At 49.0% G+C, this 22734-nt stretch carries 27 protein-coding genes and 1 pseudogene; 9 read left to right on the top strand and 19 right to left on the bottom strand.

All coding sequences use genetic code 11. The features are described from left to right. Positions 1 to 2: 2 nt before the first annotated feature. From EA20_RS0111320 to arsC, 4 genes are all read left to right on the top strand, one after another. Positions 3 to 503, top strand: coding sequence for a GNAT family N-acetyltransferase (locus tag EA20_RS0111320; protein ID WP_024966936.1), 501 nt, complete (start codon positions 3 to 5; stop codon positions 501 to 503). A gap of 611 nt (positions 504 to 1114) precedes the next feature. Next, the gene (locus tag EA20_RS0111315; RefSeq protein ID WP_024966935.1) at positions 1115 to 1468 is read left to right on the top strand and encodes a metalloregulator ArsR/SmtB family transcription factor; all 354 of its coding nucleotides are present in this window, start codon (positions 1115 to 1117) and stop codon (positions 1466 to 1468) included. 88 nt (positions 1469 to 1556) lie between these two features. Beyond that, positions 1557 to 2840, top strand: a complete 1284-nt coding sequence (locus tag EA20_RS0111310) for an arsenic transporter (RefSeq protein ID WP_024966934.1) — start codon at positions 1557 to 1559, stop codon at positions 2838 to 2840. Between the two features lie 49 nt (positions 2841 to 2889). Continuing rightward, positions 2890 to 3318, top strand: a complete 429-nt coding sequence (gene arsC / locus EA20_RS0111305) for a glutaredoxin-dependent arsenate reductase (RefSeq protein ID WP_024966933.1) — start codon at positions 2890 to 2892, stop codon at positions 3316 to 3318. A gap of 65 nt (positions 3319 to 3383) precedes the next feature. On the opposite strand, the gene arsH is transcribed toward arsC, so the two are convergent. From arsH to EA20_RS0111285, 4 genes are read right to left on the bottom strand one after another with little or no spacing between them, the layout of a single operon-like run. After that, positions 3384 to 4097: an arsenical resistance protein ArsH gene (gene arsH, locus EA20_RS0111300; RefSeq protein ID WP_024966932.1), complete on the bottom strand. Its 714-nt coding sequence runs from the start codon at positions 4095 to 4097 to the stop codon at positions 3384 to 3386. A gap of 5 nt (positions 4098 to 4102) precedes the next feature. Beyond that, a complete protein-coding gene (locus EA20_RS0111295; RefSeq protein WP_024966931.1) occupies positions 4103 to 4435 on the bottom strand; it encodes a helix-turn-helix transcriptional regulator in 333 nt (110 codons plus the stop codon). A 48-nt stretch (positions 4436 to 4483) separates the two neighbouring features. Beyond that, positions 4484 to 5710 (bottom strand): MFS transporter, encoded by a 1227-nt coding sequence (locus EA20_RS0111290; protein ID WP_024966930.1) that lies wholly within the window; start codon positions 5708 to 5710, stop codon positions 4484 to 4486. Further along, the gene (locus EA20_RS0111285; RefSeq protein WP_024966929.1) at positions 5707 to 6234 is read right to left on the bottom strand and encodes a GNAT family N-acetyltransferase; all 528 of its coding nucleotides are present in this window, start codon (positions 6232 to 6234) and stop codon (positions 5707 to 5709) included. Before EA20_RS0111285 ends, EA20_RS0111290 begins: the two co-directional genes overlap by 4 nt. A 98-nt stretch (positions 6235 to 6332) precedes the next feature. Here EA20_RS0111285 and EA20_RS0111280 point away from each other — a divergent pair, with 98 nt between their 5' ends. Then, on the top strand, positions 6333 to 7238 hold the full coding sequence (locus EA20_RS0111280; RefSeq protein WP_024966928.1) for a LysR family transcriptional regulator: 906 nt from the start codon (positions 6333 to 6335) through the stop codon (positions 7236 to 7238). 218 nt (positions 7239 to 7456) lie between these two features. Here EA20_RS0111280 and EA20_RS20975 read toward each other — a convergent pair whose 3' ends face one another. The 4 genes from EA20_RS20975 to EA20_RS20800 form a co-directional block, all read right to left on the bottom strand. Beyond that, on the bottom strand, positions 7457 to 7642 hold the full coding sequence (locus tag EA20_RS20975; protein WP_038381582.1) for a hypothetical protein: 186 nt from the start codon (positions 7640 to 7642) through the stop codon (positions 7457 to 7459). Positions 7643 to 8030: 388 nt separating this feature from the next. Then, positions 8031 to 8618, bottom strand: coding sequence for a hypothetical protein (locus EA20_RS0111270; protein ID WP_024966926.1), 588 nt, complete (start codon positions 8616 to 8618; stop codon positions 8031 to 8033). A 105-nt stretch (positions 8619 to 8723) separates the two neighbouring features. Then, positions 8724 to 9848 (bottom strand): hypothetical protein, encoded by a 1125-nt coding sequence (locus tag EA20_RS0111265; protein WP_024966925.1) that lies wholly within the window; start codon positions 9846 to 9848, stop codon positions 8724 to 8726. 1 nt (position 9849) lies between these two features. Continuing rightward, positions 9850 to 10473, bottom strand: coding sequence for a hypothetical protein (locus EA20_RS20800; RefSeq protein ID WP_071995403.1), 624 nt, complete (start codon positions 10471 to 10473; stop codon positions 9850 to 9852). Positions 10474 to 11212: 739 nt separating this feature from the next. On the opposite strand from EA20_RS20800, the gene EA20_RS20970 reads away from it, so the two are divergent. After that, entirely contained in the window at positions 11213 to 11746 is a 534-nt protein-coding gene (locus EA20_RS20970; RefSeq protein ID WP_152540230.1) for a hypothetical protein, read from the top strand. Between the two features lie 140 nt (positions 11747 to 11886). Here EA20_RS20970 and EA20_RS0111250 read toward each other — a convergent pair whose 3' ends face one another. The 3 genes from EA20_RS0111250 to EA20_RS0111240 form a co-directional block, all read right to left on the bottom strand. After that, the gene (locus tag EA20_RS0111250) at positions 11887 to 12837 is read right to left on the bottom strand and encodes a DUF2971 domain-containing protein (protein ID WP_024966922.1); all 951 of its coding nucleotides are present in this window, start codon (positions 12835 to 12837) and stop codon (positions 11887 to 11889) included. Between the two features lie 128 nt (positions 12838 to 12965). After that, positions 12966 to 13244, bottom strand: a complete 279-nt coding sequence (locus tag EA20_RS0111245; RefSeq protein ID WP_024966921.1) for a hypothetical protein — start codon at positions 13242 to 13244, stop codon at positions 12966 to 12968. Positions 13245 to 13361: 117 nt separating this feature from the next. After that, positions 13362 to 13562: a hypothetical protein gene (locus EA20_RS0111240; protein ID WP_024966920.1), complete on the bottom strand. Its 201-nt coding sequence runs from the start codon at positions 13560 to 13562 to the stop codon at positions 13362 to 13364. A 230-nt stretch (positions 13563 to 13792) separates the two neighbouring features. Here EA20_RS0111240 and EA20_RS0111235 point away from each other — a divergent pair, with 230 nt between their 5' ends. After that, complete coding sequence (locus EA20_RS0111235) at positions 13793 to 14257, top strand: hypothetical protein (RefSeq protein WP_024966919.1); 465 nt, start codon at positions 13793 to 13795, stop codon at positions 14255 to 14257. Between the two features lie 108 nt (positions 14258 to 14365). Here EA20_RS0111235 and EA20_RS0111230 read toward each other — a convergent pair whose 3' ends face one another. Further along, complete coding sequence (locus tag EA20_RS0111230) at positions 14366 to 14992, bottom strand: hypothetical protein (protein WP_024966918.1); 627 nt, start codon at positions 14990 to 14992, stop codon at positions 14366 to 14368. Between the two features lie 615 nt (positions 14993 to 15607). On the opposite strand from EA20_RS0111230, the gene EA20_RS0111220 reads away from it, so the two are divergent. Next, positions 15608 to 16204, top strand: a complete 597-nt coding sequence (locus EA20_RS0111220; protein ID WP_024966916.1) for a recombinase family protein — start codon at positions 15608 to 15610, stop codon at positions 16202 to 16204. 257 nt (positions 16205 to 16461) lie between these two features. Here EA20_RS0111220 and EA20_RS0111215 read toward each other — a convergent pair whose 3' ends face one another. From EA20_RS0111215 to EA20_RS0111190, 6 genes are all read right to left on the bottom strand, one after another. After that, positions 16462 to 17097 (bottom strand): TetR/AcrR family transcriptional regulator, encoded by a 636-nt coding sequence (locus EA20_RS0111215; RefSeq protein ID WP_024966915.1) that lies wholly within the window; start codon positions 17095 to 17097, stop codon positions 16462 to 16464. A gap of 212 nt (positions 17098 to 17309) precedes the next feature. Next, positions 17310 to 18221 carry an alpha/beta fold hydrolase gene (locus EA20_RS0111210; protein ID WP_024966914.1) on the bottom strand — a complete coding sequence of 304 codons (912 nt, stop codon included), beginning with the start codon at positions 18219 to 18221 and terminating at the stop codon, positions 17310 to 17312. Positions 18222 to 18619: 398 nt separating this feature from the next. Next, positions 18620 to 18928, bottom strand: coding sequence for an outer membrane protein transport protein (locus EA20_RS0111200; protein ID WP_369699788.1), 309 nt, complete (start codon positions 18926 to 18928; stop codon positions 18620 to 18622). Positions 18929 to 19053: 125 nt separating this feature from the next. Then, positions 19054 to 19308, bottom strand: coding sequence for a colicin E3-like toxin immunity protein (locus EA20_RS21120; protein ID WP_024966911.1), 255 nt, complete (start codon positions 19306 to 19308; stop codon positions 19054 to 19056). A 10-nt stretch (positions 19309 to 19318) separates the two neighbouring features. Next, positions 19319 to 19396 (bottom strand): hypothetical protein, encoded by a 78-nt coding sequence (locus EA20_RS20240; protein WP_081772585.1) that lies wholly within the window; start codon positions 19394 to 19396, stop codon positions 19319 to 19321. A 121-nt stretch (positions 19397 to 19517) separates the two neighbouring features. After that, positions 19518 to 20626, bottom strand: a protein-coding gene (locus EA20_RS0111190; protein WP_369699787.1) for an IS3 family transposase whose coding sequence is annotated in 2 segments (ribosomal slippage) — positions 19518 to 20365 and positions 20365 to 20626 — 1110 coding nt in all. Because the reading frame shifts where the segments join, the coding sequence is not laid out codon by codon here. Positions 20627 to 20731: 105 nt separating this feature from the next. On the opposite strand from EA20_RS0111190, the pseudogene EA20_RS20795 reads away from it, so the two are divergent. Further along, positions 20732 to 21254 (top strand): annotated as a pseudogene (locus tag EA20_RS20795) (transposase); the annotation flags it as partial. Between the two features lie 70 nt (positions 21255 to 21324). Here EA20_RS20795 and EA20_RS0111165 read toward each other — a convergent pair. Continuing rightward, positions 21325 to 22623, bottom strand: a complete 1299-nt coding sequence (locus tag EA20_RS0111165) for a site-specific integrase (RefSeq protein WP_024966908.1) — start codon at positions 22621 to 22623, stop codon at positions 21325 to 21327. Positions 22624 to 22734: the final 111 nt, after the last annotated feature.

Genomic DNA, 22734 nt, shown 5'->3' with positions numbered 1-22734 from the left:
TGATGGTCGAAATCACTATAAAAGAAATGCGGCAGGATGACTGGAATGCCGTAAGGGACATTTATCAGGCGGGTATCGCTACTGGTAACGCCACTTTTCAGACTGCTGCGCCAGAATGGGATGAGTGGAATACCGGTCATCTGACAAAATGCCGTTACGTGGCGTGTGTACATGACGAGCTTATCGGATGGGCTGCTCTATCCCCTTACTCAAGCCGTCATGCTTACCGGGGTGTAGCGGAACTGAGTATTTATGTTCATCCAAACAATCATAAATACGGGGTGGGGAAGCAGCTTCTTTCAACGCTGATAACTGCCTCTGAACAGGCCGGATACTGGACGCTGATTGCCGGTATTTTCCCTGAAAATCAGGCCAGCATAAGGCTGCACCTTGGACAGGGGTTCAGAAAGGTCGGTTACCGAGAAAAAGTGGGCGAAATGAATGGGGTATTTCGCGACGTGATCATCTTTGAAAAGCGAAGCGGAAAAGTAAGCTCTGATTAGCTCCCTGCTCTGTATTTACCATAACATCAGGGTTGCCCGCACCGCAGAAACGCCCTCAGCGCCGTTTTGCGCGTTTCTGGCCGAAAGGCAGGGTTATCTCTGCCCGAAACCCCGAAAAACGCCCCTGATGATTTTGACGCGTCTGCATAGGCATGCACGAAAGTGAATGGCGGCGGGTTTCGCGCGGATGTTGTAACCAAGGGCGGATTTTAGGCAAAAAAGTTCCGGGCGGCTTTGCCAACCTCCCGGAAAGCGAGGTTACAGATACTGATTGTACTGATTGCCCGCGATGTGTTTTTTTACCGGGCTGAAGAAGTATGATGCAGAACTCCGGGAACGGCGAGCGGGAGTGCAGTTTACTGTGCGGCCGCGAGGCGTTGGCCGACGCCGGCAGGCGCGGCAGGAACCTACAGGCAGCTTTGAGCGAAAAGCGGACATTGAGTGCTCGAAGATTGATTGCATCCTTCTGGCTTACCTGTGCAGGCATACCGTAAACGAATTGTCACAAAATGAGCTACTGCCAGATAAACACATCTGAATTAACGAATATATGATTGACTCACAAATTGTAGGCAGTGAGAATGTCTTCAATTCCGGACTCAGGAGTCATCATGCCTCAATTTCAGCCTCTTCAGCTTTTCAAAAATCTCTCTGATGAAACACGACTCAGTCTGGTGCTGCTGTTGCGCGAAAAAGGAGAGCTTTGCGTCTGTGAACTCACGTCAATGCTGAAAGAAAGTCAGCCTAAAATTTCCCGGCATCTGGCGTTACTCAGAGACGCCGGTCTGCTTATCGACAGGCGAGACGGCAAGTGGGTTTATTATCGGTTGTCACCACACATGCCCGCCTGGGCTGCTGCGGTAATTGAGCAGGCTTACCTGTGTCAGCGCGATGACATTCTGCAACTCAGCCAGCAGGCTGAAAGGAATAACGCGACCACCAACGGCAAGCCTGTCTGCATTTGAAATTTACCCAAACACATATGATTTTACATACTTGTTAGCAGGGCTGTCTTTAGTCCCGTTTACAGGCTTTATATCCAAAGGAGAAAGTATGTTTCTGGCAGGCGCTATATTCGTCCTGACACTGGTGCTGGTTATCTGGCAGCCAAAGGGACTCAGTATTGGCTGGAGTGCAGTTATCGGGGCCGCGCTGGCGCTGCTGACCGGCGTGGTGCATATCGGTGATATTCCGGCCGTCTGGCAGATTGTCTGGAACGCCACGGCCACGTTTATCGCGGTTATTATCATCAGCCTGCTGCTTGATGAGTCTGGCTTTTTTGAGTGGGCTGCACTGCACGTTTCCCGCTGGGGAGGCGGTAAAGGCAGGCTGCTGTTCACGTATATTGTTCTGCTGGGTGCGGCAGTGGCGGCCCTGTTTGCCAATGACGGGGCGGCACTTATCCTGACGCCTATTGTCATCGCCATGCTACTGGCGCTGGGCTTCAGCCCCGGCGCCACACTGGCGTTTGTGATGGCGGCAGGCTTTATCGCGGACACATCCAGCCTGCCGCTCATCGTATCGAACCTGGTCAACATCGTGACGGCGGACTTTTTTAAGCTGGGGTTCAGCGAATATGCGTCTGTCATGGTGCCGGTAAATATCGCGTCCGTGGCGGCCACGCTGGTTATGCTTCACCTCTTTTTCCGTAAAGACCTCCCGATCACTTATGACTTGGCGAAACTGAAGGTGCCACGGGAAGCCATTCGAGACATGCGAACCTTTAAAGCCGGATGGCTGGTCCTGCTCCTGCTGCTGGCCGGTTTTTTTGCCCTGGAGCCGCTCGGCGTTCCGGTCAGTCTGGTGGCAGCGGTGGCGGCATTTATTCTGTGGCTTGTTGCCCGGAAAGGGCACGTAATTGACACCCGTAAAGTGCTGAAAGGCGCGCCCTGGCAGATCGTCATCTTCTCGCTGGGTATGTATCTCGTAGTATATGGCCTGCGCAACGCCGGACTGACGGATTACCTCTCAGCCATCCTGAACCGGTTTGCAGAACACGGCGTCTGGAGCGCCACACTCGGTACCGGTTTTTTGACGGCCTTTTTGTCATCGGTGATGAACAACATGCCTACCGTCCTGGTCGGTGCCCTGTCCATTGATGGCAGCACGGCTCAGGGCGCGGTGAAGGAGGCGATGATTTACGCCAACATCATCGGCTGCGATCTCGGCCCCAAAATCACACCCATCGGCAGCCTGGCGACCCTGCTGTGGCTGCACGTGCTGGCGCAGAAAAACATTACCGTCAGCTGGGGCTACTACTTCCGCGTGGGCATTGTGATGACCCTGCCGGTGCTTTTTGTGACGCTGGCCGCGCTGGCCCTGCGCCTGTCTGTTTAACCTTAACCCCGGGGCTGCGTCTGCGCAGCTCCGTAACGGAGTACCGTTTATGACTGATATCACTATTTACCACAACCCGGCCTGCGGGACGTCGCGTAACACCCTGGCACTTATCCGCAACAGTGGCGTGGAGCCAACAGTGATTTTGTATCTGGAGACGCCACCAACCCGCGACGAGCTGAAAAAGCTGATAGCAGATATGGGTATCAGCGCACGCGCCCTGCTGCGCAAAAATACAGAGCCGTATGAGCATCTGGGGCTGGCAGAAGACCGGTTCAGCGATGATGAACTGCTGAATGCGATGCTGGCTCACCCCATCCTCATCAACCGCCCGGTGGTTGTGACGCCACTCGGCACAAGGCTCTGTCGTCCGTCTGAAGCGGTTCTGGACATTCTGCCTGACCCGCAGAAGGAAGCATTTACGAAAGAGGACGGCGAAAAAGTCATTGATGAACACGGAAACCGGATCAGCCACTGATTTTTCAATGTGCTGCCAGCAGGAAGGGAGACGCAAAAACAGAAGCCGGCAGATGCCGGCTTTTTTCATATACTGCGCTGATTAACCCGCTCAGACAGCTGCGCGGCACTCTCTTTCCTTTCGCTGTAGCGATCGGTCAGGTAGTCACTGCGCCCGCGCGTCAGCAGAGTGAACTTCATCAGCTCCTCCATTACGTCCACGATGCGGTCGTAGTATGGCGAAGGCTTCATGCGGCCATCTTCATCAAATTCGGCCCACGCTTTTGCCACGGATGACTGATTCGGGACAGTGATCATACGCATCCAGCGGCCGAGGATGCGCATCTGGTTGACGGCATTAAACGACTGCGAGCCGCCACTGACCTGCATAACGGCGAGAGTTTTGCCCTGAGAAGGCCGCACCGCCCCCGACGTCAGGGGTATCCAGTCTATCTGCGCCTTCATGATGCCGGTCATGGCGCCGTGCCGTTCCGGCGAGCACCAGACCATGCCTTCGGACCAGAGAACCAGCTCGCGCAGCTCTGCAACTTTCGGATGCGTCTCCGGGGCGTCATCGGGCAGGGGCAGGCCGGACGGGTTAAAAATTTTCACTTCGGCACCCATTGCCGTCAGCAGCCGGGCCGCCTCTTCCGTTGTGAGACGGCTGTATGAGCGTTCCCGCAGCGAGCCGTACAGCATCAGGATGCGGGGCGGGTGCGCTACTTCTGCAGCCCTCAGCTTATCTTCAGTCAGCGGCACGTCCAGGAGTGAAGTATCAATATTTTTCAGGGTATCGTTCATGTTGTTCACAATGAGGTCTCTTCATGAGTCGTCACGGTTGACAGACTGCAGCTGCCACCTGCACAGCATTCTTCTGTCAGAAAGGCCATCAGCTGTTCAAGCTGCACATAGCAGGGTTTGCAGAACAGGGTACGGCTCTGCCGCTCCTGGCTGACCAGCCCGGCGGACATCAGCGCGGAAATATGATGACTGAGCGTGGAGGGCGGAATACCGAGGCGCTTCTGCAGAACGCCGACCGGCAGGCCGTCATGACCCGCTCTCACCAGCTCCCGGTACACGCTGAGACGGGTCGGATGCCCCAGCTCCCGAAGCGCATTTGCTGCTGTATTTAAATCCATGCGGCCTCCTTAAACTATATTTCCAGAATAATGGAAATGTAGACAGCGTCAAATATTTTTCCCCGGAATGGATGGCACGTTCTTATCCCGGTTCTGTCCAGCAGAGGAAGGATGGCGACGCCAGATCACTATGGAAATCGCCGTGATGAACAGGGTAAGGATGGAAGATAAAAGCAGCGTGCCGGGTATGCCGTATCGCTCCAGCAGTATGGCGTAAGCTGACGGAGCGAGCGCCGCGAGTAAAAAAGCTGGTGACAGCAGTACGCCTGTTTTACGGGTATACTGCTGCGGATCAAACAGCACAAGAGGTAGTACGGCCTTAACTACCGTACTCAGTCCGTTCACAGCTCCGTAACTCAGAATAAAGATGGCTGTAGCCACAGGGGTAACATTACCTGCAAGGCCGGCCAGAAAGCAAAATGGCAGCAGAATGCCGGTAACCAGGCTCAGACGGATCGCAGAGGTACGTGCGCCAGAAGCCACGTCCAGCAGTCTGGCGCTCACCTGTCCCACTCCCCACAACATACCCGCCACAGCGGGCATACCATAAGCGGCCAGTATCTGAGGAAAATGAGTGGACATGCCGGTGGAAACAAAGCTTATCAGCGCTATTAGCGTGGCGTACCACAGGCCGCTGATGAATGCTTTTCGGTCTTCTGCTGTTCCGATCGCCGGAAGAGCGGGCTGCCCGGCAACGGGAGGTTGACTCCGATGCCCTGCCGGAACGGTGGACAGAAAAAGCAGGCTGACAATGCCCGCACAGCCGTAAACGATAATCGCATGCCGCCAGTCGGTAATGTGCAGTAGCGCTGCGCCAGCTGGCCAGAACGCGGCTGAAGCGAGGCCACCCAGCAGGGTGACCAGGGAGACTGCCCGGCGGGCCCCTGCGCCTGCGGTTTCTACTAGCAGAGCAAACGCGGCATCATACAGAGCAAGTCGCATGCCGGCTCCCATCAGGAGCCAGACGGCAACCCACGATGCTGTTGAATGGGTAAAAGCCATCAGAAAACAACCGAGGACTATGGCGAAGGTTCCCGCCATCATCATCGTATGTACGCCGGTACGGGACATAAGGGGGCCGGTAAGCGGCGAAACAAGCCCCATAACAAGCATGGCAGTAGTCAGCCCGGAGAATGTCACAGCCGGCGACCAGCCTGTCTCCGCCATGATGGCGGTCCCGAAGACTCCCGGCATATAGAATGTGATACCCCAGTTGATTAGCTGCGTCATGCCAATGCAGAAAATGGTGCGGCCTGTCAGATGCCCGTCAGTCAACCTGTGCTCTCCGGAAATGTGGCGTCGCCCTGCCCGAGCGTACGCTGCAGGATGACCGTATCAAGCCAGCGTCCGTGCTTGAAGCCCACAGATTTGAGCGTTCCTGTAATGCTGAAGCCCGCCGCGCGATGCAGGGCAAGAGAGGCGGTATTTTCGCTGTTTCCGACTACGGCCACGAGCTGGCGAAAGCTACGGGCCTCTGCCCATGCGACCGCACTCGATAACAGCTTTTTTCCGATCCCCTGCCCCTGAAAGTTGGGGGCAATATATACAGAGTCCTCCAGGGTGAATCTGTAGACGCACCGTTCCCGGTAGAGTGACAGGTAGCAGTATCCGCGCACATTGCCGTCCTCAACCGCCACAAACCAGGGCAGTCCTGCTGCACGCACCTTTTTCAGACGGGCTGTCATTTCAGCCAAATCCGGCGGTTCGGTTTCAAAAGTGGCGGTGCCATGCAATACGTGATAAGCATAAATCTGCTGGATGGCAGGAATATGTCGTTCATCTGCTTCGGTTATTTCCATCGGTACGGCTCCTTCTACGGTCAGAAGCAGAGACTAACCCGAATGAATAATTTCAGACAGGCAGCAGGACTTATCAGCGGCATAAGGAAAATTTTGGTATGGCAAACCTGAACCTCGATTACCTGGCTACTTTCAGACTGGTCGTCAGCCGGGGCAGTTTCTCCGGCGCGGCTGAAGCACTTAGCCTGTCGCAGCCGGCAGTGAGCCTGCAGATAAGACAACTGGAGCAGGCGCTTCAGGTCCGGCTTATTGAGCGAACCAGCCGGGGAGTAAGGCCCACGCCTGCCGGGCTGACTCTCGTTGAGCACAGCATGAAAATTGATGCAGTGGTAAGTACAGCAGTTGAATCGGTGTGCCTGCATTCCGACGAGATAACCGGCACTGTTACTGTCGGCACAGGCGCAACGGCCTGTATTCATCTACTGCCCCCCTTACTGCAGCAACTGCGGCAGGCCCATCCCCTGCTGAAGGTGGACGTACGCACAGGTAACACTTCCGATATTGTGCGGGGCGTGGAGGAAAATCGTATAGATATTGGCCTGGTGACTCTGCCAGCCGCAGGTAAAAACCTGAACATCATCCCGCAGGGTACGGATGAGTTTGTTGTCATCATGGAAAAGGATGCATCAGAGCAGAGCGCGAAAATATGGACTCCGGGCGCCTTGCTGCCGCTGCCGCTGATTATCTTTGAACCGGGAAGCGGGACACGCGCCCTGATTGACCAGTGGTTCCGGGAGACGGGACATATTGCCTGCCCGGTCATGGAGCTTGGCAGTATCGAGGCTATTAAAAGAATGGTCCGTGCAGGTCTTGGCTACAGCATTGTTCCCCGAATGTCCGTTGCATGCATCGAGGAAAGATCGGGGCTCGATCTTTACTCTGTGACGCCCTCTCTTCACCGGACTCTCGGGGCAGTTATGCGGGAGGACCGGATTGTAAGCAGAGGAATCAATGAAGTGCTGAAAAGCCTAAACAGCAGTTTTGCAAAAAACGAAATCATATAAATATTATTCGATATCTAAACCGGACAGGTCCGGTCTACTCTTCCCGGCGAAGTATCACTACAGCGTTTACCAGCTACCAATGTCCGCTCCTGGCACAAAGCGGACTGATGTTCCCCGTTCGCGCGGATTCGGTAAAACCCTAATTCTGCCGAACGCCGCGCAGAAACGAAAAAAGGCGGGGTGGAAAACCCCCGCCTTTGTTCAAGTTCCTTCAGCCCTTACGGGCGTCCGGTCAGTTGCTTGATAACAACGATAATGCGTAAGCTGACGTGCAGTATCTGCAATATCAGCAGGATAGATCCCAGCGTTATCACTTTAAGCTTCTCCCTTTCAGGAGAGCGCCACACGCCGCTTATGCCCTTGAGCTTCCCCTCGCGGCGCGTATCAATTACGAGTCGATACATGCAGCACCCTATGAGTGGGGGCAGACCGGACGGCTCCACCCGTTTCCGGCCGGGAGAATCCTGTAGGCTTCACCCGATGGCACTGCATAAGCGCAACTCGCGTTGTCATTATAAGGTCAACGATGGGCTGATGCTATATTGACGGGGCCGTCAATAGTGCTAAAATTGCCCTACGAGTCGATACATGCAGTACCCTGTTCCAGCGCGCGGCCTCCAACCGCACCCGGAACAGAAAATAAACCTGGCCTTCCAAGCCGGGTTTTTTTTCGTCCTGAACATACCGTTTCCGGCACAAGTCAGATCCTAAGCGCATTCCATTTATTCCCCTAATTTTTTTGCCGACAGAATGCGGCCTTTTCTCTCTTTTTTCCGCCATTCGGTAAAACGCCTATTTTCCCGAACTGACTCCCATGTCAAGCCAGGCCATATTCTTAATTACCCCAATTTTATGCAGATAGGTTTCGCCAATCAGCATCGGTTTGTAAGAAAGCCCAGTTACTTCGTCAGCTTTCTTAACGATCACTCCGCCTTCCCCCTCCTTTATTCCTTGTAGTATGCAGAGCGTGGTAGTAAGTGTCAGGTCTATAATCTCCATTGTAGGTAGCGTCAACCAGGCATGTATATCGAGCGTTTCATCCTGATGACCTGCTGCCAGCTTCATAGCGATTTTTTCATCGTCAAACCGGAACAACCCTTCGGATGAACCGTCGTCAATCCAGCCGAGAGTGTAATAGACCGGGCAACCTAGCCACTTCTCAAGTACAGAACGGGCTTTGAGATGTATAGGCATGCATTCACCTACAATCTGTTCGTAGCTCTGGATGCCGGAAAAAACCGGTGCCAGCACCTTGTTTAGATCATTAACCCGCGCAGCGTTCATTATCTGGCCGGATGTTTCGCTGAATGCCGGTATAGGCTGAAGGTTAAAACGCGACGTACGTTGAATAGCTGTCAGAAAATCTTCTTGGTATGACATATGTGAATCTCCGTTATCTATATCAGTGAAACTGCCGACTTGAGGCAGTTTCGTTCGCCCTTTTTCCTGCATTCATCTGATAAACTGCTACACAGAAAAAAAAAGCTAAGCACTTGATTTACTAACATAGTTTCGAAGGTTATCATCAACAATATCATTGTTAAATATTCTGTTAAATTCATTTGCTACAGCCAACAACAACCTATCTACCTGCAAGGATAACTTGGCTAATTCATCTTTCTTTTCTGCATTATCAAATATTTTTCTTGTTTTGTCGGGAACGTCAAGTTCTTGAGCAGCTTCATAATTATGCCATAACCAGTTCAGCCAGCGCTGTGTTTCAACTAATATTGCAAGTTCATAATAGAGGCCTTGTTGCAGATTGTTGAGGTTGGCATGATACATAATAGATGCAATATCAAAGCTGCTAAGGCCTATTTCAATACTTTCCGCCTCTGCATCTGCTTTTATATTCTTAAGCATTCTTATCGATTTTCTCAATCCGCCAAATGTAAAATCACAACGCTTGGTAATTAATTCAATATGAAGAAATGGAGTATTGTAGATAAGCTCAGGAGTTCTCTTATTTAAAATCGTTACCCCTCTATCTACTTCTCTATCTGACGACTGATAGTTAATATTATTCCACCAAATTGCCGGAACCACATCCACGTCTCTAGCTAAAGAACCGCCTGTTATTTTTACTGATTTAGCGTTGTCGGTATGAATAGTTGCTGCAGGGAATGCAGAGGCGAGAGAATCCTCAATTTCATTACGTAAAGACTGGATTACATGAAGGCTGTTTTTACTGGATGGAATATAGCTACTGTTTTTAATCCCATTAGTGTCAGCCATAAAAATCTCTTCATCAATTGCAAGAAGATCTACGTCACTAACACCCTTTATATGGATATTTAAGGGAACGGAACCTTGCAAACGAAAAGATGCTATAATCCCTTTACCTTCCAATCGTTTAGACAGCTGATTTTTTATTCTATCGCCTGTTTCATTACTGACTCGAGTATAGACAGGATCAACCTCCTGCATGGCCCCTAAAGCATATTTTGTAGCTGACTTCCCTGACGCCCTGCTTTCCCAGCTTTCCTGTTGATGGGATTTTTTCAGCAAAATATGCCTGCTTTCATCAGCACTATCCATAGCAAATATTTCGTTTATACCCTTCCTTCTGAGTTTTAAACGTTCTATTCTGTTTGCGTAATCAGCTGCCATCTTATAACTTCCTTAATTTCATTGTTCCAAAGGTATTTCTGCCTCTGCCATTGAAGTACTCACCTTCTGCAGTAGTCAGGTTTTTATCAAATATTAATTCTGCAAAACCCATATGCTGGCTAAGTTCTTTCTCATCTATCCGTGGATCATTCCTGTAGTTATAAACCAATCTATAACCTATATCGCCATCATATATAATGGAAGCGGCAATGCTATCTGATCCTGATTGTGGGGTTTGGCTACGGATATGAACTTTGTCCCATGACTGGAAAATTTTAATTTTAGCATTCCAGGGGAAAATATCGCCTTGTTTGTTTTCTCCTCTACCCACACAATCCCATTCCCCTGAAAGATCAGGAACATTGATAAATTTTGATACCAGCTTCCATTTCCATATTTTTGAATCAAACAACCAGTAAAGTAATAAATAAATAGAACCTGCACTTATCAGTGAACAAATTGTAGGAGTTAATATGGATTGTCCGTCAAAGTAAGATAAATACTTAAGTAAAGATAAAATACCTAATACAAGGAAACCCGATAAAAAGGAAGCTATTGAGCCAATTATTCGCCCTACTTTACTTCTATTGAATCCGCTTATAACAATATATTCATGGTTTTTCATATATATCCGAAAAAGCAATATTAGCTTTGAGGTGAGGACGAATTCATAACATTATCTTATAAGAAGATTCCCATTTCCATTTCTAAATGCTGTTTTTTGTACAAATTATGACCAATACGCCAAGTTTTTGTGGTATGTCCAAGCCTCCGCTCAGCCGCCAAGGTTAGATTCAGTGTTTTCCTGATTGATTCGGTAAAACGCCAATAAAACCGAAGCCCTTTCCGGCAGTATGTCCCTTCGGGTAGCTTTTATCTGAGTCTTTAACATAGCTCATGTGGTAGCCTGCACCTGTGGCTCTCAGAGAGGTTTATTCAATTGAAATGGTTCAAGATTTATAATCCTAAAAGTAAACAATGGCGTCAGCAACATGAGGAACATGGGAGATATGGCACTTGTATTGTCTTCACACAGGATGAATCCCGTGCGGGGTTCTGGTCTGAATCAGAAATCCGCTGGATGACCATCCCGCCAGGATCAGAACTTATTCCTTTCAGCCCGAGTCGGGAGGATATCCGATACCGGTATTGGGAATGAACCAGACCGCCGTCAGGCGGTTTTTTTACGCCCTTCTCCGGGCATTCGGTAAAACGCCTATAAGACCGACTCCGCACTGGTCAGACTTTAAGATGTTGTATAGTGAACATACCTAAGCCGGATTGGGCAGTCATCTGATTTACCTACAACTGATATAAGCAATAACATCATCAATAGAACTCACACTCTGATTCAGGTGGATACAATGAATACATTATATGTAGTTGACAGATTTAACCGCTATCAGGAAAATCATATGGTTTCTCTGAAAACATTCAGTGATCTTAAGCCGGCCGAGCTTAGCCATTTGGCAATGAACTTGTTCCCTGAAGGAGTATCTGACCAAGGTAATTACTATTTTCTTTCCAATGTTCCCTATATTGACCCTACGATAAATATTGACTGGTCATTTGAATTTTATCGGCGTGCTCAACACCCAGGCAAACCATCGCGGTGGCAATGCCTCTACGCTTGGCAATCTCTAGATGAGGCACTTACTTTCAGAAATACCCACGGGAGTCCGGGTGACCCGATTTATTCCCTTGAAGCAGATTTGAGAAAATGCCATATTGCGGATATGCGTTTATTAGATAATGCCGACTCAGCCCTTGTGCATACTTACCGTGCTGAATTGTACTGGCTGGGACAAACGATACCCACTCACATTATCCAGGATTGGCCTGCTCAGTGGGAAGTTTTAGTTCCTTTACCCGTCACAGTAGGTAAGCAGGTTCCTTAGCGTAACCCGCTCGAAACCGCCGCCAGGCGGTTTTTTTACGCCCTTCTGCGGGCATTCGGTAAAACGCCCATATTACTGAACCGTACAGCACTGCTTTTAGTCTGGCTGTACTAGGTTTCGGTAAATCGGCTTGATCTGCCTCAGCTTCTATGTCTAGCACTGATGGCTCTCATTGCGGCAATATAATTTTCCAACCCCCCAGTGCTTGCTATCGCCCGAAATGCGTTTCTTCTTTCAGCCATGCTAACATCACGCTGAGTAATGCCGCACCAACCGCAAATCTTATTATCGATATTTAAAGGCTCATAACATTTTTTGCATTGCTGGCTTACAGCTTTTATCTTTCCATTGATAAATTGGTGTGATTTAAGGTTTTTTGATAAAAGGAATGGAGTAGTTGTTGTTTTTCCTATTACCATTTCAAAATATCTGCACTTAGCCTTTTTAGCCAAAACCTGAATTTTCTCCTTCAATGAATCATCCGATTTATGACCAACTATAATCGCCGTGATGCAGTTTATCGGTACAGGAAGCAACATAAGCCAGTCGTTAGGTTTGGTAAGTGCTTTTTCATCGATTATGACGCGCCTTTCCTGCTCATAACTCCAGCACTCTTGTTTTGTCAGATATGCAGCGTGTCTTATATATGATTGAAGCCAATAAATATAACGGGGTTTACATATATGAAATGCTCTTTCTAGGGTGGGTTCAATATCCTCACCTGGCAAATCTTTATACTCCACGTCAGCTATTCCAGTATTTTCGTTAAAGCCAGTTTCTTTTAAAAATAACTTGAATTTTTCTTCATTTATTTCTATTACAAAACCAGATGAATTTCCCGCATAGTGCGCCCACATAGGAGGAATTACTGGGCTTTTTGTAAAGCAAGTGGCTGGCTGCTTTGTAACCATGCCGATCATTTCATTATAAAAGGCTAATTCGTCTGAGGCGCGATTAAAATCAATAGTGAGAAAAAACTCATAAGGATCATTATATTGATTTAAATGGGAAAATTTTATTCCAATATGTTTTTCATCCATCATTAATTTATCGGCCACATCAGCGCCCATAAATTTGTATAGGTTAGTCATAAGCTTTTCCTTGAGTATTGGAATTGTGCCTACCATAGTTATGGATTACACATTAAAAAAATGGCAGGGTATTAACCCCGCCCCGTCAGGCCGCTTAAATCACTTTGTATGCCGCCGCCAGTTCGAACTTAGTCAGCCTTGAACAGTGCGCCCTGATAAACCACATCATTACCTTTTTTCACAAAGCGCATGTTCATCTTATAGCCGGAGGCGTTGACACGGGCCGTATACGTTTTTTCTTTTTCATTATTACCCCAGCTTTCGACTGCTAAAGTCTTACCTTTGTATTCTATATTTTTCTCGGAGATTTTCAGAATGAGTCCGTACTGCTCATTTTTGTAATCTCCGTAAATACCGTCATCGCCGCAGCCAGCCAGCAGGAACGCCATACCGAGAACGGCTGCCATAAATAATTTTTTTCATCAAATAGTCCTTTTATGAGAAGTTTTTCCCATGATAATGGGGTTTCAGAAAAAAGCATAAAAAGAGGCGGGGTACTTCCGCCTCTTTTTTTAATATGACGGTCAGTTATTAATCTTTCGCCACCACCTCTGGGTGAAACCGAATGCAAAGACCACACTCATGCCCCCACCAACCCACATTGAAACGCCGCCTGTGGTAGCGAAGAAGAATACGGCCAGGAGTGCCAGCGGTATAAAAACCACTAACCATATAATGGTTTCGCAGACCTTCTGCGTGGTGGTGGCCTGTTGATGTAGAGTCATCTTTACTTTCCTTACGATATGAAAACCGTTGCACAGCTTTATTTTTCTTCTTCTTAGGAATCATCTTAATTGCAGGGACGGTAAAAATCCAGCGTGGCTTATGCTTTTCCCCGGATTCGGTAAAACCCGCATAACACCGAACTGTGCATCAGGACGAGCTTCCGCGCTGTGCCGCACCGGACATTACCGATATGATTGATCCCACAACTCATTCATCAAGAGGAATCAAAATGACTGACCGGGTGATACTACAGCGTGAATTCTCTGAGCTTATGAACAGGCTGCACGAAAGCATCCTGAAATATGCGATTGATCGGGCTGAACACCATGAGTGTGACGTTTATCTGTGCGTGAACACTAAAGCCCACGGCGATCAGATACTGGAGCGCATCTTTGAGAAAAGCGAGGTAAACAAACTTAAGTCAAATGAGATTATCAACGTATACGGGCGAAAAGTGAGCCTGCACACCACTCTGGCACTGAATAAAAGCTATCTGACGGAAGGGGTCTATTTATTATTCTTCCCCGGCCCTGACCTGCTTAAAGCCGTTGAATACCAGTCCAGTTTGAATCCCGCTTATGAAATTATCGTGTTCACCGAAGCTGACGGGCATACGGAGGCCACTGATCAGTGGATGTCTGAATATGACGTTCGCACGCTGCAAACCGCTAAAGAGGAACAGCCCGGACAGTAACTTTAGGCACGCCGCCGAAAGGCGGTTTTTTTGCGCCTGTTTTACCTTAACCTTCAATAAGCGGAGTGAGTTCGGAAATACGCTGCTAATGCCGTCTCTAGTTTTGCATTAATTTTCGTTGTTTTCAGCGACGCGCTTTGCATACCTTTCCATGTTACGAAGTTTTGAGCGGGATCTCGATGCCCGGATCTGAATCAGCCGTTCTCTGATGGACGTTGCCGGATTGAAACCGCCATCCCATGAAACATGTTTTATCTTGAATTTTCGACAAATATCCTCCGACAGCTCAATCACATAAAGGCCATGTTTTGCGTAAAGTTCCTGCCGTTTAGAATAATAACCACTGCAATCCGGTGCATCCTCGAAGTAACTATCATCAAGGTTTGAGAGTTCACTGATTACCTGTGCGCGCTTGGAATCAATGCTGTGCAGCCTGTAAAGCATATCTGTATCCAGATATTTATAGTCACCCTTTACCGATGATAATTGCAGTTCAGGTTTAACGTAGTCTGTTACCTTGTATTCTTTTTCAGGATCATAAATACCGTCGTTGTAAGACAGGAATTCACACTGAGACATATATTTGTCCAGCACGAATATAAGCTGTATGACTATGTACCGTTCTTCCCTTTTTCTTTTCTTCCTCTCCCAGAGCGCCTCTTTTACTGTGTTAAAAATCAGCGGTGCTGCGACGGCTGCTGCTGCTCCAAATAATGCCCACGTTTCCTTTTCCACATGAATTCCTGACTGAGTTAATCACGGATGAGTGAAATCTTATACCGTATGTTCAGGCAGAGCGATATGTTGCGCACCGAAGCAGGCTGTGGGTATCCTGATTCGGTAAAACCCCTATTCCACCGAATTGCCGTTGTGCGACACGTTTATTTTTCGGAGCCTACATGTAGTGCCGGTCCGTAAAAAAAGAAGCACTATATGTTGTACATGGCGTCTTGGCACACCTTCATTTACCGGCAGCTGTTCTGTACCCGCGCCGCCGGGCCATTCGGTAAAACTCCGGGAACGGAGGGTTTAACCGAATCCGAATCTGCGCCAGCAGAGTTTATTGCCTTGACTTTTACAAATAGCATATACACTCGCAATGATAAACTGCGTGACATTTATGTATACCCAAATGTTATAGTCTGAAAGCTATAATCAGAACGCGCTGAAATTATACCCAATGGAAATATTATCAAGGTTATATTTTCATTATTATGCATATTACTTTAGCATGATGTACGGAAACGACCGGTTTCGTACATGTAGAATATAACATGTCCGAAAGTTAGTGTTTTTAATTTCGGACATGCGTTATAATAAGTACACCTATTTCGTACATAAAATAACTACATGTCACGAGTTTTTGCCTACTGCAGGGTATCGACCCTCGAACAGAACACTGAAAACCAGCGTCGTGAAATCGAAGCGGCCGGCTTTACCATCAGACCCCAGCGACTGATTGAAGAGTACATAAGTGGTTCAGTCGCGGCTGCTGAACGCCCTGGATTTATGCGTCTCTTTGATCGAATGGAAAACGGAGACGTTTTAATCGTAACGAAGCTGGATCGCCTCGGGCGAAACGCCATGGATATCAGAAAAACCGTTGAGCTACTTTCTGCGTCAGAAATACGGGTACACTGCCTGGCGCTGGGGGGGGTAGACCTCACCAGCCCGGCCGGAAAGATGACAATGCAGGTAATCTCGGCGGTTGCTGAATTTGAGCGCGATCTGCTACTTGAACGTACACATGCTGGTATTGCGCGGGCTAAGGCATCCGGAAAGCGTTTCGGCCGCCCGCCGGCTCTGGATGACGAACAAAAGAAAGCGGTGTTCTTGCGTCTTAGTGAAGGGAAGAGTATCAGCGCGATTGCCCGCGAATTTGACACCACACGGCAGACCATTTTAAGAGTGAAAGCGATAATGGAAGACGCTGATGCTCGTTCATGAGTTGCTTTTCTGCGTATGTCCGCTTTGTGCCAGAAGCGGACGTCAGTATCAAGCAACCGGCTATGAATATCACGGCGCTCAATTAAGAGGCCAAAAGTTTGAATAAGGCACACATATCTTTAGCTGAGAAAGCGGAAAGCGTCTTTTGAAAAACTTTCCTTTATCGACCCAACCGCACAAGGCCATACCATCTTCACATTCGAGCACAACCATTGTTCTCCTTCTTTTCCGACGCCGAACAATTGTGCCTATCTCAATCATGTTGATGCCTTTCTTGAAACGACTTTCTCATCATCTCTGTTTAAGAGCACCGACCTGACAATAAACTCGTTACACCTTTTAAGCTCCTCAATATCAGGCTGAATTTTTCCGTATACTCGCATCCCTTCCAGCATCATAAAAATGCTCAGGGCCATTACTCGCGCGCACTCGTCGCGTCGAAAGACCTGCCGCGTCTGACCTTTGCATAATATGCTTTCTAACTGGTTGATTATTGAATTAAATTTATATTTAACCTTTCTTCTTACCTCTTCGTCATCCGGTAAAAGTTCACTGGCAGCGGCAATGGTAAAACAGCCTTTCTCTCCATCTGGAGAGGATGATAAAAGCGCCACAAATTCGAGCGTTTCGCGCAATGCAGCTTCTGGAGATAACTCCGCATCGCGTTTCGCTCCTCTGGAAACGCCTTCATCCATGTATTGTTGTAACGCCGCTAGATAGATTGCTCGTTTATCCGGATAGAGTTTATAGATACTGGCGCTTGCTAAACCTGATGCTTTCATAAGATCGGCCATAGAGGTTGCCCGATACCCTTTCTGCCAGAAACATTCCAGAGCAGTATTCAGGAAGTCCTCTGGATCGAATTCTCGGGGTCTACCAACAGATGATTTCATTTCATTTCATTCTCCTGAGCTGGTGATTAATTGTAGATCATTCAATCTACAATTGAAAGCACTTGTAAATCTTTGGCTTTTAATCTCACCAGGTTTGCCTAATGTTGCTTTATGTACGGCGATGGTACATTCGCTTCTCGCTCACATGGGACATCCATAATCACATTTCCTGACCTAATGGAGAGTGAAGATGCCAATATCCCATGGAGCTTTTACTTATTTAAGAATGACTCAACCGTGCTGGAGAACCGTTCTGGCTGATCGAACATGACGAAGTGAAAACTGTCATCAATCCGCGTGAAATGGATATCTGGTGCAGAGGCATAGGCTTGACGGTACATCGCATCCACGCCGTCGGCAGGCACTCCGAACAGGGCGTCATAAGCGTAGACGATCTCAATCGGTGCTTTAATGCGACCAAGCTCGGGACGCAAATCGGTAATCATCAATTCATACACGGCATCGGCAACGGTTTTACGATCGGAATTAATCCCCGCAGCTACCAGAACAGGCCTCACCGCCTCGGTTTTGGTTAAGCGGGCTATGGAGGTCTTCTGAGATGCTACCCTTTGCTCTGGCGACTGCGCCAGCAACCAGTCCCGCATAGCAGTGGCTTGCCGGACAGCCGTTTCGCTGGTCGCTACAGGGTCAATCGTCAACGTATAGAACGGCAAAGCATCGGCGATCATTAGGCGACCAACCTGGTCGGGATGACGGGCACCCAGCATCAGGGCAATTTCCCCTCCGAGAGAATGGCCAATAATCGCAGGTGCGTTGATGTGCTGGGTGCGGATGTATTCAGCGATGGCGTCAACTGCCGGAACGATGACCTTTCCCTCTGGGTTGGAAATGGCAGGTGTGCTGGCAAAGCCCGCCAGTTCTACCAGATGAATGCGGTGGCGCTTACGTAAATCTGCTGCTAAATCGGCCCAGACTTCGCGAGACGAGGCCAGCCCCGGAATCAATATTACATCCGGTCCTGAGCCTTGCGTCTGTACAGAGATACGCTGCGAGTTTGAATAGTCTGAAGCTATAGACGGTGACTGAGCTGCGGAAGCCGAGATGCAGAGTGACATCAGTAAAAGCGTTGCTCCGATCATGGCTCGGATATGTGCGATATACATCAGACCTCCCTGTTTAAGCTATGCGGTGTTAGAGTAACAGGCGCCGCGCCCGACCGCGAGTCGCCAATGCATTTGCACTGGATAGACCCGGATTTCCTAGACGGTTCCGTGCCTCATGAACCAGGCACTTTCATAAACTGCAGGGGGTTGAGCTTGCGGGCTGCGTCGAGCGCAACCGAGCCTGAAAAAGACAGGTTACTGTCGTCAAGACTGTAAGTGTCAGACCAGGCAATGCCTAGTTTGGTTGTGACCTTTGTCGGATCGTCATCAAGCTTCTCCCTGTTGTTCCTGACGGAGCCGGATTCACCCAGAGCGGACCCGGACAGCAAGGCGATCAACAGCATCAGAAAATGTTTTTTTCATTGTATGCTCCGATTTCTGCCGTATACCCGGCCGCGTCAGAACTGCCAGCTGTAGCTGGCGCTGACGAAGTAAATAGATGGATCGTCATAGCTGCCTTTAAAAGGTTCGCTTGCCACGCGTGAGGAGCACATGGTGAGGTATTCCATGGCCAGTCCAACATTACTCCGGGGCGTAATCTGATACTGCGCGCCAATGCCGAATCGCCATGCCTCGCCGGATGGCATGGTGAGACTGGTATCGTTCTGAGAACGGTAGAAACTGCTGTCATAAGCAAAGCCGGTATTCAGCCGCCAGTCTTCATCCGGACGGAACTGCAGTCCAAGGGCTGCATGCCAAGTATCCAAATTCGATGGGAAAAGACGGAAAGAATGGTTATTAATGATAAGTAATAGCAATGTGTTTGGCAGAGGGGTAAAAGACGCACTAAGTGCGGCTTATGATGTAAAAGACTATCTTACTTTAAGCAACGTTACCATACATTGCGGTATGTGAACGCAATTAAATAGTCATGCTCTTTTAGCATGATAGGGGATTTAAAGTATGGTTGAACTTTTTCAATCCAATTATTTAAAACATCAAAATCCCCATTATTGATAACTTCATTAGGGACAAACCCTAGCGCCTTAACAAGGTCAAAATTGCCACCTAAATCTTTAGATGTTTCTTTTCCAATAATGTCATTGCCATTTTTCTCACACCAATATAGCTCAAGTTTTAAACCCACGATAAACTCCTTATAAATATTTTTTGATGTTCCTAGCCTTTTCAGGGCCTTTAAGCTGCCTACCTGTAGCCGGGTCAAAGCTGCCAATGTGAGCGCCTTCACTTGAAAGATTGACCTGCCCCCAGAATTAGATACAACGCTCAGTTAGTAATGTCGGATGGTGACCCTGACCCCGAATATGATCCATTCATAATCAGGAATAACCGGCTTCATGTTGGTTGTGTATTCTGGCAACCGGCAGACTTCTCAGCAAATTCTGACGGGGTCATCCAGCCCAGCGCAGAATGGGGACGCCTCTGGTTATAGTGTATGCGCCAGGCCCCGATTTTGCACCGTGCATCCTCCAGAGACATAAACCAGTTCTCGTTCAGACATTCCTGCCGTAACCTGCCATTGAAGGACTCCACCGTCGCATTGTCCGTCGGTGTTCCCGGGCGTGAGAAGTCGATTCTGATGCCTCTTTCGTACACCCATCTGTCCAGCATTTTCCCTGCAAATTCAGAACCATTACCGGTTTTCAGCAACTGAGGTAAAGGACGTCTGAGCGCTATGCTGTTCAGCATTTCTGCCACTTCTGTTGAACGCAAATTCTGCCCCACGCAGATCCCCAGGCATTCGCGGGTGTACAGGTCGATAACCGTCAGCAGGCGCAGTCGTAGCCCGTCAAACAGCGCGTCCGAGACAAAATCCATGCCCCATACATGATTCGGATACAGACCCTGCGGCTGGGGCTGCCGGCGCTGTGCGGATTTATTACGCCGTGGCCGTTTGAGGCGCAGCGACAGCCCCTGCTCGCTGTAAAGCCGGTAAATCCTTTTGTGGTTATCGCGCCAGCCTTCCCGTCTGAGCATCACGTGTACGCGGCGGTAATCGTAATGCGCCCGGGTTTCGGTGATCTCGCGGATGCGCAGACGCAGCGCACTGTCATCGGCAGCAACAGAACGATACCTGAACGAGCTGCGGCTGACCCGCAGCGCAAAACAGATTTGTCTTTCGCTGGCACCGTACCGGGCCTGTAAATCCCTGACCCATTCGCGCAGGCGTGCCAGCGTCAGCTCTTTTTTGCCAGCACGTCCTGCAACATGGCCTTATCGAGGCTGAGGTCAGCAACCAGCCTCTTCAGCCGCAGATTTTCCTTTTCCAGTTGCCGCATATGCTTCAGCTCCGAAGGAGAAATGCCGCCGTATTTTTTACTCCACGTATAGAAAGTGGCATCCGAAATGCCCAGCTTGCGGCAGACGTCCGGCACTGACGTACCCAGTTCAGCCTGCTTCAGGGCAAAAACAATCTGCTCTTCGGTGAATCGTGACTTTTTCATCGGCACATCCTCCGTTCAGGGGAGTGTTTATCATGCCGGAATTCTGTTTCTGAATGGAACAGGATTTTGGGTCAGGGTCATTACCAGTAACGTGAGGACATGTCTATGAAGATGCGTTTTTCTGACAAACAGATCATCAGTATTCTTCGCGAAGCCGTAGCCGGGATTTCCGCCCGAGAGATCTGCCGCAGGCATGCCATCTCCGATGCCACCTTCTATACCTGGCGCAAGAGGTTTGGCGGCATGAAAGTGCCCGCAGAAAAGCGGCTCAAGTCACTTGAAGAAGAGAACGTCCGCCTCAAAAAACTGCTCGTTGAAGCCATTCTGGATAAAGAGGCATTACAGGTATAGCCCCGGGCCGAAAGTACTGATGACAGACCACAAGCGGGAAGCCGTTGTGTTGATGTGTGAAGCGACGAGTCTGTCGCAACGTCGCGACTACAAGCTGGCAGGTTTGTCTCTGTCGACCTGCCGGTATGAGGCGCAGTATGCGCATCTGTTCGGACGCATCACTGAGCTGGCACTGGAGTGCAGGCGTTTCGGTTACCGGTGCTTATGACAGTTACTGCGTCGCGAAGGCCTGCATGTTAATCAAAAGCGCGTGTACCATCTTTATCATCTCAGCGGCTAGCTATCTAACCGATAAAGGCTAAGTTTATGTCATGTTCATTTTCATCCCTTTGAAAGCAAGCTTTTATTCAACCGAAAAGATTCACCACATTACTGTGTGCATGCTCAACCTTATTAACTCGTCTTTCCCATAACTCCAGCGCCTTACGCTTCTCACTAAGATAGTCATAACGGTCATAGTGCTTAGAGCTGACATCCTGCAATGCATGGTTTTGAATGCGGTCACGAAGTTCCTTCGCGACACCGATTTCGCCCATTAGCGTTTTACAGGTTCGCCGTATATCCCGCGCAACAAACACCGGGTGGTCTGGAAAATGCTCGCGATAATAGATGATAGCCTGAGCAAAACTATCGGTCCGTAGATGCTTACTGGCATCCACCCTTTGCGGGAAGATAAACGGACTGTCGTTAACATTTTCTGCCTTAAGCCTTTCCAATATTTCGACGGCAGAATCTGTTAACGGTACCAGATGGTCTCGCTTGTTCTTTGATACATCGGCCACGATCAATAGCGTTTTTTCTTCCCAGTTCACAGCCTCCCATCGGCTGGAAGCCAGTTCATGCGGGCGCTGACCACCAGCATAAATACATAAATTAAGTAGCAAGCCCACCGTGCTACCTACGCCAGGTGTTTTAGGAAAGCCACCCATCAGCTCTTGTAATTCATCCAACTTCAGCCAGTTGGTTCCCGCTTTCTCTGCAGCCGACTGCTTAGGGATGACGCTCACCGGGTTCATCTCAAGCCCAAACATCACGTTCTGCTGGTGGTTGGCCGGATCGTTGTCCGCTTTGAGCCCATAGTTGAACGCTGCCATCAGATAAGAACGGACACGGTTAGCTTCAACACTCGCGCCGCGCTGAATAATGGCAGACAGAATCTGTTTGATATGCAGTGGCGTGACTTGATTGGCCTTCGTCTCTTTGGCGATAAAAGAATACGTTTCCTTCTCCAGACGGTAGAGCACCTGCTGCCAGGTTCGTTTACCATCCTCACGCATTTTATTGGTGTAACCCTGGATAAGCTGCTCGATACTGCCTTTCAACTGTTCGGCGCGCTTTTGCTTTTCCAGCGCGATTTCCTGTTCAGCCTTCTCGACCTTTGGGTTCTTCCCTTCCTTCAGTGTGCCGGCATATCCTTTCGCAAGCTGACGGGCCTGAGCTAACGGCATCTCAGGGTAACGGCCTAATTGAATGAAATGGCGTTTTGCATCCCAGTAGTAGCGATAGTAGAAAACTCGTTGTCCGGATGGCTCAACTTTAACACCCAAGCGCCCTGCTCCACGCTCACCGCTTTTGTCCCAAACCTGATAAGCCGAGTCACGAGCTTTAAGGCCGCGTACCATTGAGTTCGTTAAATTGTCTGCCAAAAGAAAGTCCTTACGAGAATTTTATCGCCCTTTTCTGGGTGATGTAGTGGGTGACGTAAGGATGATACTGAAAGGAAGATCCCGGAACAACATGAAACGACCAGTGTAACT

The organism is Pantoea sp. IMH (assembly GCF_000599885.1).
Taxonomy (GTDB): Bacteria; Pseudomonadota; Gammaproteobacteria; order Enterobacterales; family Enterobacteriaceae; genus Erwinia.
The sequence above is the reverse complement of the archived record's forward strand: the minus strand, read 5'-3'. Positions and strand labels throughout refer to the sequence as shown.

What these genes read in the sequence shown, in the direction of transcription:
- EA20_RS0111280 (WP_024966928.1), top strand. Translation starts at nt 6,333, where the DNA reads ATGGCAAACCTGAACCTCGATTACCTGGCTACTTTCAGACTGGTCGTC.
- EA20_RS0111215 (WP_024966915.1), bottom strand. Translation starts at nt 17,097, where the DNA reads ATGAAATCATCTGTTGGTAGACCCCGAGAATTCGATCCAGAGGACTTC.
- arsC (WP_024966933.1), top strand. Translation starts at nt 2,890, where the DNA reads ATGACTGATATCACTATTTACCACAACCCGGCCTGCGGGACGTCGCGT.
- EA20_RS0111220 (WP_024966916.1), top strand. Translation starts at nt 15,608, where the DNA reads ATGTCACGAGTTTTTGCCTACTGCAGGGTATCGACCCTCGAACAGAAC.
- EA20_RS0111295 (WP_024966931.1), bottom strand. Translation starts at nt 4,435, where the DNA reads ATGGATTTAAATACAGCAGCAAATGCGCTTCGGGAGCTGGGGCATCCG.
- EA20_RS0111235 (WP_024966919.1), top strand. Translation starts at nt 13,793, where the DNA reads ATGACTGACCGGGTGATACTACAGCGTGAATTCTCTGAGCTTATGAAC.
- EA20_RS0111310 (WP_024966934.1), top strand. Translation starts at nt 1,557, where the DNA reads ATGTTTCTGGCAGGCGCTATATTCGTCCTGACACTGGTGCTGGTTATC.
- EA20_RS0111245 (WP_024966921.1), bottom strand. Translation starts at nt 13,244, where the DNA reads ATGGCAGCCGTTCTCGGTATGGCGTTCCTGCTGGCTGGCTGCGGCGAT.
- EA20_RS0111320 (WP_024966936.1), top strand. Translation starts at nt 3, where the DNA reads ATGGTCGAAATCACTATAAAAGAAATGCGGCAGGATGACTGGAATGCC.
- EA20_RS0111240 (WP_024966920.1), bottom strand. Translation starts at nt 13,562, where the DNA reads ATGACTCTACATCAACAGGCCACCACCACGCAGAAGGTCTGCGAAACC.
- EA20_RS0111265 (WP_024966925.1), bottom strand. Translation starts at nt 9,848, where the DNA reads ATGGCAGCTGATTACGCAAACAGAATAGAACGTTTAAAACTCAGAAGG.
- EA20_RS20800 (WP_071995403.1), bottom strand. Translation starts at nt 10,473, where the DNA reads ATGAAAAACCATGAATATATTGTTATAAGCGGATTCAATAGAAGTAAA.
- EA20_RS20970 (WP_152540230.1), top strand. Translation starts at nt 11,213, where the DNA reads ATGAATACATTATATGTAGTTGACAGATTTAACCGCTATCAGGAAAAT.
- EA20_RS0111250 (WP_024966922.1), bottom strand. Translation starts at nt 12,837, where the DNA reads ATGACTAACCTATACAAATTTATGGGCGCTGATGTGGCCGATAAATTA.
- EA20_RS0111285 (WP_024966929.1), bottom strand. Translation starts at nt 6,234, where the DNA reads ATGGAAATAACCGAAGCAGATGAACGACATATTCCTGCCATCCAGCAG.
- EA20_RS20975 (WP_038381582.1), bottom strand. Translation starts at nt 7,642, where the DNA reads ATGTATCGACTCGTAATTGATACGCGCCGCGAGGGGAAGCTCAAGGGC.
- EA20_RS0111210 (WP_024966914.1), bottom strand. Translation starts at nt 18,221, where the DNA reads ATGTATATCGCACATATCCGAGCCATGATCGGAGCAACGCTTTTACTG.
- EA20_RS0111270 (WP_024966926.1), bottom strand. Translation starts at nt 8,618, where the DNA reads ATGTCATACCAAGAAGATTTTCTGACAGCTATTCAACGTACGTCGCGT.
- arsH (WP_024966932.1), bottom strand. Translation starts at nt 4,097, where the DNA reads ATGAACGATACCCTGAAAAATATTGATACTTCACTCCTGGACGTGCCG.
- EA20_RS0111315 (WP_024966935.1), top strand. Translation starts at nt 1,115, where the DNA reads ATGCCTCAATTTCAGCCTCTTCAGCTTTTCAAAAATCTCTCTGATGAA.